Origin of the sequence: Aeromonas sp. DNP9 (genome assembly GCF_001728955.1) — a bacterium.
Lineage (GTDB): Bacteria > Pseudomonadota > Gammaproteobacteria > Enterobacterales > Aeromonadaceae > Aeromonas > Aeromonas veronii.
In genome coordinates this window covers 1-15,250 of the sequence record NZ_LYSQ01000009.1, presented here as the reverse complement: position 1 = coordinate 15,250, position 15,250 = coordinate 1, and the positions used below count along the sequence as shown (strand labels likewise).

General features: G+C 54.9%; 12 protein-coding genes and 1 pseudogene. 7 read left to right on the top strand and 6 right to left on the bottom strand.

The annotated features are described in order from the left end of the window. The first annotated feature begins 171 nt into the window (after positions 1–171). Positions 172–2,205 (top strand): methionine--tRNA ligase, encoded by a 2,034-nt coding sequence (metG, locus tag A9G06_RS07700; protein ID WP_069554815.1) that lies wholly within the window; start codon positions 172–174, stop codon positions 2,203–2,205. A 137-nt stretch (positions 2,206–2,342) separates the two neighbouring features. Here the strand turns inward: metG and A9G06_RS07695 are convergent, their stop codons facing one another. Both A9G06_RS07695 and A9G06_RS07690 read right to left on the bottom strand, forming a co-directional pair. Then, on the bottom strand, positions 2,343–3,209 hold the full coding sequence (locus A9G06_RS07695; RefSeq protein ID WP_042056045.1) for a CHAD domain-containing protein: 867 nt from the start codon (positions 3,207–3,209) through the stop codon (positions 2,343–2,345). A gap of 15 nt (positions 3,210–3,224) precedes the next feature. Further along, entirely contained in the window at positions 3,225–3,497 is a 273-nt protein-coding gene (locus A9G06_RS07690) for an acylphosphatase (protein WP_005345583.1), read from the bottom strand. Positions 3,498–3,579: 82 nt separating this feature from the next. Between A9G06_RS07690 and A9G06_RS07685 the strand changes: the two genes are divergently transcribed. The 3 genes from A9G06_RS07685 (at position 3,580) to A9G06_RS07675 (ending at position 7,852) form a co-directional block, all read left to right on the top strand. Further along, positions 3,580–5,010, top strand: a complete 1,431-nt coding sequence (locus A9G06_RS07685) for a methyl-accepting chemotaxis protein (protein ID WP_069554814.1) — start codon at positions 3,580–3,582, stop codon at positions 5,008–5,010. Between the two features lie 113 nt (positions 5,011–5,123). After that, the gene (locus A9G06_RS07680) at positions 5,124–6,317 is read left to right on the top strand and encodes a class I SAM-dependent methyltransferase (protein WP_069554813.1); all 1,194 of its coding nucleotides are present in this window, start codon (positions 5,124–5,126) and stop codon (positions 6,315–6,317) included. 350 nt (positions 6,318–6,667) lie between these two features. Beyond that, entirely contained in the window at positions 6,668–7,852 is a 1,185-nt protein-coding gene (locus tag A9G06_RS07675) for an acyltransferase (protein ID WP_069554812.1), read from the top strand. A 34-nt stretch (positions 7,853–7,886) separates the two neighbouring features. Here A9G06_RS07675 and A9G06_RS07670 read toward each other — a convergent pair whose 3' ends face one another. The 3 genes from A9G06_RS07670 to A9G06_RS21420 are packed head-to-tail and all read right to left on the bottom strand — an operon-like array spanning position 7,887 to position 10,599. After that, entirely contained in the window at positions 7,887–8,315 is a 429-nt protein-coding gene (locus A9G06_RS07670) for a GNAT family N-acetyltransferase (RefSeq protein ID WP_069554811.1), read from the bottom strand. Positions 8,316–8,333: 18 nt separating this feature from the next. Further along, entirely contained in the window at positions 8,334–9,569 is a 1,236-nt protein-coding gene (locus A9G06_RS07665; protein ID WP_069554810.1) for a hypothetical protein, read from the bottom strand. After that, on the bottom strand, positions 9,550–10,599 hold the full coding sequence (locus A9G06_RS21420) for a nucleoid-associated protein (RefSeq protein ID WP_083243753.1): 1,050 nt from the start codon (positions 10,597–10,599) through the stop codon (positions 9,550–9,552). Before A9G06_RS21420 ends, A9G06_RS07665 begins: the two co-directional genes overlap by 20 nt. Before the next feature lie 474 nt (positions 10,600–11,073). Here A9G06_RS21420 and selD point away from each other — a divergent pair, with 474 nt between their 5' ends. Genes selD through A9G06_RS07650 form a run of 3 tightly spaced genes read left to right on the top strand, consistent with a single transcriptional unit; the run spans position 11,074 to position 13,890 of the window. Further along, positions 11,074–12,111, top strand: a complete 1,038-nt coding sequence (gene selD, locus A9G06_RS07660; RefSeq protein WP_069554809.1) for a selenide, water dikinase SelD — start codon at positions 11,074–11,076, stop codon at positions 12,109–12,111. Next, entirely contained in the window at positions 12,108–13,223 is a 1,116-nt protein-coding gene (gene mnmH, locus A9G06_RS07655; RefSeq protein WP_069554808.1) for a tRNA 2-selenouridine(34) synthase MnmH, read from the top strand. The genes selD and mnmH overlap by 4 nt, the downstream gene beginning before the upstream one ends. 22 nt (positions 13,224–13,245) lie before the next feature. Continuing rightward, entirely contained in the window at positions 13,246–13,890 is a 645-nt protein-coding gene (locus A9G06_RS07650; RefSeq protein ID WP_069554807.1) for an MBL fold metallo-hydrolase, read from the top strand. A gap of 777 nt (positions 13,891–14,667) precedes the next feature. On the opposite strand, the pseudogene A9G06_RS07640 reads toward A9G06_RS07650, so the two are convergent. Continuing rightward, a pseudogene (locus A9G06_RS07640) lies at positions 14,668–15,250 on the bottom strand (IS481-like element ISAs19 family transposase); the annotation flags it as partial.

The following is a 15,250-nucleotide window of genomic DNA, read 5'->3' as shown; positions in this document are numbered from 1 at the left end:
TTGTCATTATCTTGAGGTGAACGGTTACCGCACACAAATCAGTGGCTTGCCTGCGGTACAGATGGTGCATCCGGCCAAGCCCGGCACAGCCACAACCCTAGGCAGGCTACCCCCAATTCGGGTAACATGCACGGCACTCTATCATCCCAACAAGCACATCAAGAACGTAATATGGCAACTGATCCTCGTAAAATGCTGGTAACCTGCGCCCTCCCCTATGCCAATGGCTCCATTCACCTTGGCCACATGCTGGAACATATCCAGGCCGATATCTGGGTTCGTTATCAGCGAATGCGCGGTCATCAGGTGCACTTCATCTGTGCCGATGATGCCCACGGCACCCCGATCATGCTCAAGGCACAGCAGATGGGGATCACCCCGGAAGAGATGATCGCCGCGGTCTCCAAGGAGCACCAGGCCGATTTCGCCGGGTTCAACATCAGCTTTGACAACTATCACTCCACCCACAGCGACGAAAACCGCGAGCTGGCGGAGTTGATCTACGGCCGCCTGAAAAATGGTGGCTTTATCAAGAGCCGCACCATCTCCCAGCTGTTCGATCCGGAAAAATCGATGTTCCTGCCGGACCGTTTCGTCAAGGGAACCTGCCCCAAGTGCAAATCTCCGGAGCAGTATGGCGACAACTGCGACAGCTGCGGCGCCACCTACAGCCCGACCGAGCTGATCGATCCGAAATCTGCCGTCTCCGGTGCCACTCCGGTGATGAAGGACTCCGAGCACTTCTTCTTCGACCTGCCGCAGTTTGAAAAATGGCTGGCAGAGTGGGTACGTGGCTCCGGCGCCATTCAGGAAGAGATGGCCAACAAGATGCAGGAGTGGTTCGAAAGCGGCCTGCAGCAGTGGGACATCACCCGTGACGCCCCCTACTTCGGTTTCGAAATTCCCGGCGCCCCGGGCAAGTACTTCTACGTCTGGCTGGATGCCCCCATCGGCTACATGGCTTCCTTCAAGAACCTGTGCAACAAGCGTGGCGACATCGACTTTGACAGCTACTGGAAAGCGGACTCCGACGCCGAGCTCTACCACTTCATCGGCAAGGACATCGCCTACTTCCACTGCCTGTTCTGGCCGTCCATGCTGGAAGGTGCCAACTTCCGCAAGCCAACCAAGGTCAACGTGCACGGCTATGTGACCGTCAACGGCGCCAAGATGTCCAAATCCAAGGGCACCTTTATCAAGGCATCCACCTACCTGAACCACCTGGATCCGGAGTGCCTGCGTTATTACTACGCTGCCAAGCTCAACAGCCGCATCGACGATCTGGACCTGAACCTCGAAGATTTCGTGCAGCGGGTCAACGCTGACGTGGTCAACAAGCTGGTCAACCTCGCCTCCCGCAACGCCGGTTTTATCGCCAAGCGTTTTGGCGGCAAGCTGGCGGCAACCTGCGCCGAACCCGAGCTCTACGCCGAATTCGCCAATGCTCGTACCGCCATTGCCGAGGCTTATGAGAGCCGTGAATTCAGCCGCGCCATCCGCGAAATCATGGCGCTGGCCGACAAGGCCAACCGCTACGTGGACGACAAGGCTCCCTGGGTTATCGCCAAGCAGGAAGGGGCTGACGCCGAGCTGCAGGCGGTCTGCTCTGTTGGCATCAACCTGTTCCGCGTGCTGATGGCCTACCTCAAGCCCGTCATGCCGCTGCTGGCCGAGCGTGCCGAAGCCTTCCTGGCCGAAACCCTCAGCTGGGATGGCATCGAGATGCCGCTGGTCGATCATACCGTTGCGCCGTTCAAGGCCCTCTTCTCCCGCATCGAGCCGGCGAAGATTGAAGCCATGATCGAGGCATCCAAGGAAGACCTGGCCAAGGAGCAGGCTCCGAAAGTGTCCGGCCCGCTGGCTGATGACCCCATCAGCGAGACCATCACCTATGACGACTTTGCCAAGATTGACCTGCGCGTGGCGCTGATCAAGAAGGCCGAAGCGGTACCGGAAGCCGAGAAGCTGCTCAAGCTGCAACTGGATATCGGCGGCGAGACCCGTCAAGTGTTTGCCGGTATCAAGTCCGCCTACAACCCGGAAGATCTGGAAGGCAAGCTGACCGTGATGGTGGCCAACCTGGCGCCGCGCAAGATGCGTTTCGGCATGTCCGAAGGCATGGTGCTGGCCGCAGGCCCGGGCGGCAAGGATCTCTGGATCCTGGAGCCGCAGGAAGGCGCCCAGCCAGGGATGCGCGTCAAGTAAGCACATCGCTGACTGCGATCACAATCAGATAGAGAAGAGAGGCCAAACTGCCTCTCTTTTTTTGTCTCGCATTTGTGGCTTGGAGAGTTTTTGTAGATGCTGGTCGCGGATGACTTTCGCAGATTGCGGCCTTGTGGCTATCCACCGCTTGACTTGGTGGGCGATACATTTTGTTCTGAATACCTGACCAGCCGACTTGGCATGTCATTCATGTTGTGGCCTGCCAGCATCGTCAGTTTGAGCGCCACCAGCTCCGCCTGCTGGCAGTCCAGTTGACGCAAACGGGCGGTGATCTTCCCCTTCAACTGCTGCCGCAGTTTCGCCTGCTTGTGGGTGTTCCCCTGCTCTGCTCGCAACCTCCGCCGCCATTGACGCCAATCCTGCAACTGGCCGAGTCGCTCCTGCCAGTGAGCCAGGGTGCTCAACCAGCCGGGCTCCCCACTCCCCAGATCCAGCAATAGTTCCACGCCATAACGGGCCTGCTTGATCTCGAGGCGCAGCCGATGCCAGCGGCGCAACTGTTGCTGACGGGAGCTGGCAGACTTCCCAACGCAGGGAATAGGTTCATCGAGAGCGCTCTGTGCCTCATCAAGGCGCAGGGCCAGATGCTGCTGATAGAGGAACGCCAATGCCCGCGCATCCTGCACCTGCGCCACCGCCGCAAGCCAGCGGGTCAGTCGCCGCGACAACAGGGGCACGCGACAGGCCGATTTGTGGGTATTACCCGTGCTGGCAGGCGGCTTGCCAAAACGCTCGGCGTAGACCTGAGCATCCCGCAGCGCCGAGAGCCGCCCGACCGAGCGCAGCAGACGCCGCTCCAGCTCGGGATGATAGGTGAGTGGCCGCCACAGGGCGAGCAGCGCCAGCAAGCGGCGCGCTGCGATACGGTAGCCATGCACGGCCGGTTCGCTGGCCTCTTCGCGCACCGCCCGCGCCGCCTCCTGATAACGGGCGACCCAGCTTGTTGCCTGAGTCAGCAACAGACCTTCCTTGTCAGCGTCCATCTCGTCTCCGCCCCTTCAGTTGGTGTGAAAGCCCTGACCGGTGGGCGGCAGCGCCTCTTCATACTCCATCCGGGTCACCCTGGCGGTGCGAGGGCCATGTTCCAGCCACCCCAGCATCATCTGCACCCCCTGCGCGGGGCCACTGATGAGGATCTCCACCGATCCATCCTCCAGGTTGTAGGCATGGCCCCGCAAACCCAGTTGCAACGCCCGCTCGCGGGTGAAATAGCGAAATCCCACCCCCTGCACCTGCCCCCACACCCGAATGACAAACGATTGCTCTCCCATTTCTCACACCTTCCGCTTAAGAAAAAATTTCCCGAGACGATAATGTGCCCGACACTCTATCTCTGCAGGATGCAGCTCCATTATGAAAGAAGTTAAATTCCGGTGGGTTGACCGCTATCTCATTCACCTCACCATCAGTGAAAAATTCCATATCGCGTTCTGGTTACCTCTCTTCATCATCGCCTTTCTCAGCTGGTATATGCTGGCGGCCAGCCATCAGCAGGAGATCTCCCTGCGGGTAGCGCAGTTGCAGCAACGGGTCGAGACCACAGCGCAGCTGGTCAGCCAGCAGCCCACTCTGGTGTTGCCTGCTGATCTGCGTCTGACCCGGCAAGGCAGCAGCGGGTTGCAGCAGCAAGGAGATCACTACCTCTTTACCGCGCCAGCGGGTCAGGCGGGCTACGTCACCGGTGATCTCGATACCGGCAACCTCTCCATGTGGGAGGGTCAGGGCTCGACCCTGCTCCTGATCGGCGCGCTGGCTGCCCTGATGGCACTGGTGATCCACTACATGATGACCTTTGTCTCCGGCGCACTGTACTCCACCAACAAGGCGCTGCAAACCGTGGCGGACGGGGATCTCACCTTCCGTCTCAACTTCTTCCCGGTGCGGGACGAGTTCTCCACCCTGGCGGGCAGCATCGACCGATTTACCGACCGCCAGCACCAGATCGTCAAACTGGTGGAGGAGTCTGCCGAAGCGCTGACCATGGCCGCCGACGAGTTTCGTGACCATGCCCGCGAAGGCGAGACCATGGCGCGTTCACAGCGCCAGCACATGGATTCACTGGCCACCGCCATGGAGCAGATGTCAGCCGCCATTCGCGAAGTAGCGCGCAATGCCAACGACACCCTGCAACAGACCCGCCAGTCGAGCGAAGAGGCGGCCAATGGCGCCAACCGGGTAGCCCGCACCATCGACGCGATCCGTACCCTGGCCGACGAGATTGGCAATGCCTCCGGCGCGGTTGAGCGCTTGACCCACAACGCCAACCGCATCAACGAAGTGGTCAACGTCATCAACGCCATCTCCCAGCAGACCAACTTGCTGGCCCTCAACGCCGCCATCGAAGCGGCACGGGCCGGTGAGCAGGGTCGCGGCTTTGCGGTGGTGGCGGATGAAGTGCGTACCCTCGCCAGCCGTACCCAGCAGGCGACGGTGGAGATCCAGCAGATGATCGAAGAGCTGCAGACCGGTACCGGGGCGCTGAACGAGATCATGGAGAAAACCGTGGGGCGCGCCGCCAGCAGCCAGCAGCTCATCAGCGAGGTGGGGCTCGATATCGAGAAGCTGAGCAACCACAGCGATGCGGTGCTAGAGATGAGCACCCAGATCGCCACCTCCAGCGAGGAGCAGAGCTCGGTCGCCGCCGAGATCACCCACAATCTGGATCAGGTACGCCATGAAGCGGCGCAGGTGGAAGAGTCCGCCAGCGCCTCGGTAGCTGGCACGCAAGGGCTTAAAGCCACCGCCAGCGAACTGGCCCAGGCACTCAAGGGGATTAAGCTCTGACCATATGAGGTGTCAGATCAGGGCAACCCCATCCATTACACAGGGTTGTTTGAGTTTTACCTGCGGGCCACATAGAATGTGGCCCCTTTTCTTTCTACCATCGGCAAACATCCATGAGCGCTTCCATCTATCTCGTCAAAGGCCGCGAAAAATCCCTGCTGCGTCGCCATCCCTGGATCTTCTCCAAGGGGATTGAGCGGGTTCAGGGCAACCCCATTGACGGCGATACCGTCGAGATCTATGCCAACGATGGCAAGTGGCTCGCCCGTGGCGCCTGGTCAGGCAGCTCCCAGATCCGTGCCCGGGTCTGGACCTTCGACAAGGATGAGACCGTCGATCTCGACTTCTTTATCCGTCGTCTCAAATATGCGCAGGAGTCTCGCGATCCGCTGATCAAGCGTCAGGGTCTCACCGGTTATCGCCTCTGCGCCGCCGAATCAGACGGTTTGCCGGGTCTGACCATCGACCGTTATGCCGATTTTCTGGTGTGCCAGATCCTCTCTGCCGGCGCCGAGTTCCAGCGTGAGCTGATAACGCAAGCACTGCGCACCATCTACCCCGAGTGCAGCATCTATGAGCGCTCCGACGTGGCGGTACGCAAGAAGGAAGGACTGAAAGAGCGCACTGGTGTCATCTATGGCGAGACCCCGAGCGAGCCGGTGGTCATCGAAGAGAATGGCGGCGTCAAGATCCTGGTAGACATTCGCAACGGCCACAAAACCGGTTTCTATCTGGATCAGCGGGACAACCGTCAGGCTGCCGCCAAGTACACCGAAGGCAAGCGGGTGCTCAACTGCTTCTGCTACACCGGCGGTTTTGGCGTCTATGCCCTCAAAGGCGGCGCCAAGGAAGTGGTCAACGTCGATCTCTCCCAAAATGCGCTGGATATCGCCCGCCAGAATGCCGAGCTGAACGGGCTGGATACCAGCAACACCCAGTTTGTCCGTCACGACGTATTCAAGCTGCTGCGGGAATATCGTGAGAAGGGCGAGAAGTTCGATGTCATCGTGCTGGATCCGCCCAAGTTTGCCGAGAGCAAGGCCCAGCTGCTGGGTGCCTGCCGAGGCTACAAAGACATCAACATGCTGGCATTCCAGCTGCTGGCGCCGGGTGGCGTGCTCTTGACCTACTCCTGCTCCGGCCTGATGGAGCAGAGCCTGTTCCAGAAGATCGTTGCCGATGCGGCGCTCGATGCCGGTCGCGATGCCCAGATCCTGGAGCTGCTCTCCCAGGCCTCCGATCACCCCATCGGTACCGCCTATCCGGAAGGCTTCTACCTCAAGGGACTGGTGGTACGCGCCCGCTGATCGGTCGTCATCTTCCCTTGTGATCAATCAGGCCCCTTGCGGGCCTGATTGTTTTGCATCGCGCCGTATGAGCCTGAGCCTGACCCTCGCCCCGTTGACCACCCTCTCTGCTTTATGGGTGTTCTCTCTCCTCCTCTTTCCCTGCCTGTGTCCCACGTCTTTATCTGTTTAAATTTTTTGCACAATAACTGCACATTCATGATTTAAATCACACCCGTATGGCTCTCTTTTCCGTAGTGTGATCCCGCCTGCGGCAGCCAAGCCGGGGCAACCGTCCCATCAGGATTGATGGACGGTACAACAACAAAAATCGATGTCAGGCCAAGCTGAACATCACAAGGGATCCCGTTATGAATCAATCATTGCCGCTGTTAACGCCGCTGCGGGGCATCGCTGCCCTGATGGTGGTGCTGTTCCATGCCCGCTTGCTGCTCTTTCCCCAGTGGATGGAGTCGATCGCAGGCCACACCCAACTCATCGAGAACGGCTACCTCTGGGTCGACCTGTTCTTTATTTTGAGCGGCGTGGTGCTGGCCCATGTCTATGGCGAGGCCTTCACCCGCACGCCCTGCACCGTGAGCTATGGCCGTTTTCTCTGGCTGCGGCTGACCCGTGTCTACCCCCTCTATCTGGTGACCCTGCTGCTGCTGGTCGGCTGGGAGCTTTACAAGGCGCAGCACGGGGTGGGCTTCTACGCCGGCCCCCTGTTCAAGATGTGGGAGTGGGAAGGGATGCCCCCCTTCGGCTCCCCCTTCACCCCGGCCGAGGCGTTGCCGAGCGCCTTTCTGCTGCTGCAGGTGGTGACCGATCACGGGCTGACCTGGAACTTCGCCGCCTGGTCCCTCAGCGTGGAGTGGATCAGCTACCTGCTGTTCCCGCTGCTTATTCCCCTCGCAGTCACCCGCAGTCGCTGGAGCCATCTCGCCCCCCTGCTGGCGCTGACGGTGCTGGCCTTTATCGTGCACAGTCGCGGCACCCTGGATGTCACCAGCGGCGCGCTGGCGGTGGGGCGCGGGGTGAGTGAATTTGTGCTCGGCCTCTGGCTGCTGCCGAGGGTCAAGGCCGCGAAATGCTTGCCCATGATGAAGCGAGATCTGCCGCTGCTGGTCGCCTTTGTGCTGCCCTTCGCGCTGATGCAGTTCACCATTACGCCGCAGCTGACACTGCTGCTGATCGCCTCCTACGTGCAGCTGATCTGGATTGCCGCCTGCCAAGGCGATCGCCAAAGCCCGCTGCTGCACCTCCTGGATAACCGCTTCACCAACTGGCTGGGAGATCTCTCCTACTCCATCTACCTGCTCCATGCGCTGGTGCTGCTCACCGGTTGCGAGCTCATCCACTATCTGGCGCCGGGGATCACCGAGTGGTGGTATGGCCAGACCAACCCGCTGCTGGGGGTAGTGGCCACCTTGCTGATGCTGGCGGTGCTGATCGGGCTCTCGGCGTTGAGCTACAACCTGCTGGAGCGGCCACTGCAACGGCGCCTGCGCCGCTGGGGCAAGGCTCGCCAGCCGGTGCTGGAGCAAGCCGGATAAGCTAATCTCGCCCTGTCTGGATGAGTTGACAGTTTTATGCCAACTCATCCAGCACCAGTTCATCCAGATTGTTCATCACCCAGGCGCTCGGGTGCTGGCTAAATCCGAGCTTGGGGTAGTACGCCACCGCCTGCGGTGCAGCCAGCAGGATCAGCTTGCAGCCCGCCTGCAATTGCAAGAATGTCTCGCGAATAAGGGCTTTGCCAATCCCCTGCCCTTGCACTGACTCGGCTACCGCCAGATCCGAGAGGTAGCAACAAAAATGAAAATCGGTCACCGAGCGGGCCACCCCGACCAGGGTCTCGCCCTGCCAGGCGGTGATCAGCAAGTTGGCGTTATCCAGCATGCCCTGCAGGATGGCCGGATGTTCCAGCGGCCGTCTCGCCCCCAGCGAGGTCTGCGCCAACAACTCCGCAAACTGTAAAACGGTCACTGTTTTATTAGCGAAGTAGCTAATGATCATATCTAAACAACCTTATTATTAAGTTGCATATGGTATGGAAATATAGTTATTGATTGGCGAGTGCTCACTTAAACTTGGCATTAGATAGAAATAACTTACAATAGTAAATATCATGCCGATGATTATGAAAAACTTAATTATTGACATAACTCTAATCTGAGAAAAAAGACGCTCGTCTATTTCATTAAAATCTAAATCGAATTTACAAGATAAGGATTTGAATTTCATACCCACGGCTTTACGTTGATTTTCCACATCTTTCTTTAAAACATTTAGAGTCATTATTTGATTCTGAACAAGAAACCAAACCATTATTGCAAATATAAAGCTACCTATAAGAATAGATGTATTGATAATGAAATTATACTCAACGAAGGACTGAGATGACTTCATCTGTGTTGTAGATATAACTGTTGCTATAGGTATACCTAAAACTTGATTTTGAATATCGGTTAGTGCTTTATGTATTTTCTGAGTAAAATCTACTTTAGCAGCATCTATCTCATCACGTATTTTCTTATAGGAAAAATCAGAACTAAAAATGGAATATCCTTCTGACAAGTTATTATATAAGTCTCCAAGGTGAGATAATATATAATTGAATCGTTCCAGAAGATCAACGCCCTTACTCATCTCTATGATACAGGTAGAAAATATTGCAAGCTTTTGTTCTCGGTGCAAGTCATGAGTAAAGCTTTCTTGTATTTTATCAAGATAAAATAAATCCAAACCCAATAAATCAGAATGGGAGTAACGTATGGGTATAGCGAACTTGCCTTCATATAAAAAGAGCAGTTCAGATTTATCTTGGTCTAAATACAATGCGGACTCTTTCAAAAGCTCAATAAAACCCAGCACTGACCTATACACCAATATATTATCTGGAGGATTTTCATCACCACTATAGAAATCCTCTGACACAATATAATACTGTCTCGGTTCTTTTATCCTAGCCTTGGTGACTCCTAATAAAATATCAATATTATGAGCAAGAACCCCTAACCCAATTCTTGGAGGCGATATAGTCAACTCAATTGAGTCGCCTATTTTTATTTCGTCAATATCTATAGGAGACTTTGTATTTAAACCAGATTCGTTTACACTTTCTTCACTTAGAAGAAGATTTTTAATGGAAGATTTTAAAGCATCCGACTCAATAAAAAGAGAGCCACTAGCTCCATCGCTAGAAAAAGATAGAGCTTTATAAACTTCTTTAAGTTGTTGAAATGTTACTTTACTCATCATCATCATCATCAACTTCTGTTTCTGCGCGAAGCTTATCTCTTAATTCTGCAGGTAAGTTTGTTATTGTTAGCGTTTCATCGTCATTGAATCTTATAAGGCCGTGAGTGAGCGCACTCCTATTAAACTCTAACTTCCAAGAGGGAGTCTTGCCATAAAAAGTAACTAAACGCCTCAATGACCTTGCATCAGGAATAAAACCATCACTTAGCTTTAAGTCAGGGTCACACAACACTGACAACAGATACTGAGGATCTTCAGGATAAAGCTCATTTGCAAAGACTTGGACATCGAAAGGAACATCATCTTTCGACATTCTAAATCCAATATCTTTTGCTCTATTCATGAACACATTTTTACCTTCTGGAGATAAACCCAAACCTCCGGAAAAAGATTCTATTGCATCAATTAGCACGTTAGTTGCTACTGCTGCTGCAACTCGGCTATTGCAACCTAAAAAATTCTGAAAGTAATCTGAAACTACTCTTTGCCCACGACCTTTAATAAAGCTTAAGTATTGTGAGCCACCGCTATTCCAACTTGACAAATCAACTCTACCAGCAACACGAAAACCCTTAATATCAAGATATGTATTATCTGTAACCTCCATATTATTTGTTATCGCGGCACCCAGCTCATCTGTGATTATTGCAACAATAAAATAGTCTTTTCCACTTCTTGCAATATGAGCAAAAAAAACATGCCCACCAGTCGAAGCAGTTCCTTTGACATGATGACATAAGTTATACATCATTTGTCGAGTTGTTTCCTGAAACGATAATGTGGTATTCACATAGTATTGCTTCAAATATTTTTGTATTGGATATTCATCTTCATTATCTTCAAAATGGCCATGTGACTTACCCGAGCGTTTTTTATACTCATCTAATATCTGACCAACCAGCCTCTCGATCGTAGAGGTTATTTTCAATGGCTCTTCTCTTTCTTTAACCCGAAAACTATCATTGCCTTTTATTAGATCGTGTAAAGTAACAAATTTAATGTCTACTGGTTTAGTATCCAAGCCTTTATTTTTAGTCACTTTAACCTCAAAGTATCATGCAATAGTTTTATAATTATCAATATTACAATTGTTTCATGACTTATTAAAGGAACAAAAAATGAAAATGCAGGGCAAATCAAGAAAAAATTACTAACACTTTAGATTTCAACCCATCCACATTAACTTTACCGCAACAAGACTGTAAGTGAAGCAATACAATATGATCACCACCCATGTAAACACGTTTATGTGAATTCCTGTTCGAACCGAAGGGGGCATTTATGGCATAATGCCCTGTCCTGTGGCCCTTGGCGGGGCTGCGCTGGCGCACCTTGTCGCCCTTTTCTTCCCCGTCCGGCCTGGCGGTCTTTCATAACTGCCAGTCATCGCTGCCCCTGTTGGCACCGAGGCCACCCATATTTGCGGCTTCTTGTCTTCCTCACTACAAGGCCGCCCATTGACCAAGACGGCTCCACAGAGCCTCTGCTCTGTTTGCAAATAAAAGGGGTAAGTATGTCTTCCATTCGTCTGACCCAATACAGCCACGGCGCTGGCTGTGGCTGCAAAATCTCTCCCAAGGTGCTCGACACCATTCTCAAGAGCCAGATCCCGGGCTTCAACGACCCGACCCTGATCGTTGGCAATAGCAGCAAGGATGACGCGGCCGTGGTCGATATCGGCAACGGTCAGGGCATTGTCTCCACCACCGACTTCTTCATGCCCATCGTCGATGACCCCTTCACCTTTGGCCGCATCGCCGCCACCAACGCCATCAGCGATATCTACGCCATGGGCGGCAAGCCTATCGTTGCCATCGCCATCCTCGGCTGGCCCATCAATACCCTGGCGCCGGAAGTGGCCCAGCAGGTGATCGACGGCGGCCGTCAGGTGTGCCACGAAGCGGGGATTTCGCTGGCCGGTGGTCACAGTATCGATGCCCCCGAGCCCATCTTCGGCCTCGCGGTCACCGGTATAGTGCCTCTGGATGCCATCAAGCAGAACGACACCGCCAAGGTGGGTGACGCCCTCTATCTGACCAAGCCTCTTGGTATCGGTATCCTCACCACCGCCCAGAAGAAGGGCAAGCTCAAGCCCGAGCATGAGCAACTGGCCCCCAACGCCATGTGCACCCTCAACAAGATTGGTCAGCAGTTTGCTGCCCTGCCCGGCGTGCACGCCATGACCGACGTGACCGGTTTTGGTCTGGCTGGCCATCTGCTGGAGATGTGCGAAGGATCCAATGTCAGCGCCCGCCTCGACTTCAAGGCGCTGCCGCTGCTGGACGAGGTGGATTACTACCTCGCCGAGGGCTGCGTCCCGGGTGGGACCCTGCGCAACCACGACTCCTACGGCCACAAGCTGGATGCCATGGACGATCGCACCCGCAACATCATGTGCGATCCGCAAACCAGCGGTGGCCTACTGGTCGCCGTGGGTAAAGATAGCGAAGCCGAGCTGCTCGCCATCGCGCGCGAAGCTGGCCTTGCGCTCTCGCCCATCGGCCAGATCAAGCCCCTTGAGGGCTCCCGCTTTATCGAGATTGTCCAATGAGTGAATTGCCACTGGCCACGGACTACGCCCAACTCTTTTTGGACGATGTGCCGTTGATTGATGTGCGCGCCCCCATCGAGTTCAAGGAGGGGGCCTTCCCCTGCTCGACCAACCTGCCCTTGATGACAGACGATGAGCGCGCCCAGGTGGGGACCTGCTTCAAGAAGCAGGGTCAGGCCGCCGCCATTGAGCTTGGACACAAGCTGGTGGGGGGAGCAGTACGTGCCGAGCGACTCGAAGGCTGGCTGGCGCAGTTGCGCCAGCAGCCCGATGCCCTGCTCTACTGCTTTCGCGGCGGCCTGCGCTCGCAAACCGTACAACAGTGGCTGGCTGAAGCGGGGGTGACTCGCCCCCGCGTCGCCGGTGGCTACAAGGAGCTGCGCCGTTTTCTGATCGACACCCAGGACAAGGCTTCTGCCGAGTGTCACTGGAGCGTGCTGACCGGCATGACCGGCTCCGGCAAGACCCACATGCTCGATCAGGTGACCCAGGCGGTGGATCTGGAGGGGCATGCCCATCACAGGGGCTCGTCGTTTGGTCAGCTGCCCGGCGGCCAGCCCAGCAACATCAATTTTGAAAACAACATGGCCATCGAGCTGCTCAAGCGCCGCCATCAGGGCGAGCATGCCTTCGTGGTCGAAGATGAGAGTCGCCTGATTGGCCGCTGCTGCCTGCCCCTCTCCCTCCATGAGGCCATGAGTCAGGCACCGCTGGTGGTGGTGGATGTGCCGCAGTGCGATCGGGCCGAGCAGATCCGCGAAGATTACGTGCACGATCTCTGGCTGCGCTATCAAGCCATGTATGGCCAGGAAGCCGGTTGGCCGCTGTTTGCCGCCTATCTCACCGATGCGTTGGCCCGTCTCAAGCGCCGTCTTGGCGATCAGGCCCACCGCGAGCTGGATGCCCTGATGCAGACCGCTCTCACCGAGCAGGAAAAGAGCGGTGATACCGCGCTGCATCTGGCCTGGATCACGTTGCTGCTGACCCGCTACTACGACCCCATGTATCTCTATCAGCTTGGCAACAAGCAGGAGCGCATCGTGTTTCGCGGTGACAAGCAGGCCTGCCTCGACTATTTCGCCGAGCAGCATGCCAGCGCGCTACGCGGCTGACCCATCCCAAGCGAGGAACTCTATGTTGAAATTCGAGGTGATCCCGGTCACCCAGTTCGCCCAGAACTGCTCCCTCATCTGGTGTGACGAGACCCATCAGGCGGCCCTGATCGATCCGGGCGGCGAAGCGGACAAACTGCTGGCTGCCATCGCCAAGCGCGGCCTGACCCTGACTCATATCCTGCTGACCCACGGTCATCTGGATCACGTCGGTGCCGCCGCCGAGCTGCGGGAAAAAACCGGCGTCACCATTACCGGCCCCCACAAGGAGGACGCCTTCTGGCTCGACATGCTGCCCCAGCAGAGCCAGATGTTCGGCTTCGCCCATACCCCCGCGTTCACGCCGGATCGCTGGCTTGAGCAGGGTGACAAGGTGCAGCTTGGCCAGTGCGAGCTGGATGTCTACTTCTGCCCCGGCCACACCCCGGGTCATATCGTGCTGCTGAACCAAGCCGAAAAACTCGCCTGGGTTGGCGATGTGCTGTTTGCCGGCAGCATAGGCCGCACCGACTTTCCCCGTGGCGATCACGCCACTTTGATCAAGTCGATCACCGAGACCCTGCTGCCGCTGGGCGACGAGATCGTCTTTATCCCGGGCCACGGCCCCAGCTCCACCTTCGGCCGCGAGAAGGTGAGCAACCCCTACCTGACCCAACCTATCTGGTGATCAAAAAAGGCAGCGGTGTTCCGCTGCCTTTTCTTTTTTTCTGAAGTCCTCATTGCTATAGGTACAAGCGAGTCTTTATAATTCACCATGATTTGGCTCTGACCATCCAAACTTGGGAACAAAAATGTATCTTGCTTTAGCTATCGCCATATTGTTATTTATTTTTTTCCTGAAGAAGTCACGAGCCAGATATAGAATCAGAGATTACAAACGCCCAACAGTCATTCATGGGATAATAATCCTACTCGTTAATATTGCATTTGAAATAATATACAGAGCTGAGTTTGTCCCCATTCAGGCCAGTTACAGCAGCTTACTAACCTATGTACTGCCTCAAGTTATATACTACCTATTGTTGATCACCATTTTTTTAGTTATGGCATATAGATATGGTTTTTTCATATGGCCAGATGATAGAAATGCAATAAATAGGCAGCATACAATCAATATCCCTATGTGCTTCTTGTTGACTATTTTTATAGTATGCCCATCTGCCATGCGAAATGGAATTATTGAAGCATCACCATATCTGCATGTTTGCAGTCTTATTGGTTGCGGACTTACCTCTATCTATCTTGTAAGAATTTTCACAATTAAGTTCAATAAGACAATTAATGATATATAACTTTTTATTGCCATCACAGTCATGAAAAATAAGCGCGTTTATTTCTACCTCTTGTTCTTGAACCACAATTATTTGATAAGCGACCACAATATATTCTGACATTTGTACAGATCTAGTTATCACCTGACACCGACCTCAAACCGGTGTCTTGTTTACGCTACTTTAGTGCGCACTTCCTTCGGTATCAATTTCAGACCCTTCTTGAACATGCTGTAGGGCGTCTGTCCCTCCATCATCCTGCCCTGATGTGGCCGCTGGGTGTTGTAGTGCACCAGATAGCTATCCAGGTCTGTCTGCATCTGCTCCACCGACTCATACCAGGTCGTTCTCCCCTTGATACGGAAGTGTTCATCCAGCAGTGTGCGATGCAGCCGCTCGATAAAGCCGTTGCTCTGTGGCCTGCGCACCTTGGTGGTTCGGTGCTCAATCCCCTCCAGTTGCAGGAACAGCTCGTAGGGATGGTGGTCAGGGCGCCCACAGAACTCGCGCCCGTTGTCCGACAGGATGGTATAGACCCGTGCCTCATGGGCTTCGAAGAACGGCAGCACCGTTTCATTGAGCACATGAACCGAGGTCACCGGCAGCTTGCTGGTGTAGAGCCGCCCCCAGGCGTGGCGGCTATAGCAGTCCAGCACGGTTTGTAGATACACCTTGCCAACCCCTTTGAGCGCGCCGACGAAGAAGGTGTCGACCGCCACCAGTTCCCCGGTGTAGTGGACCTCAATCTGGCGTTCG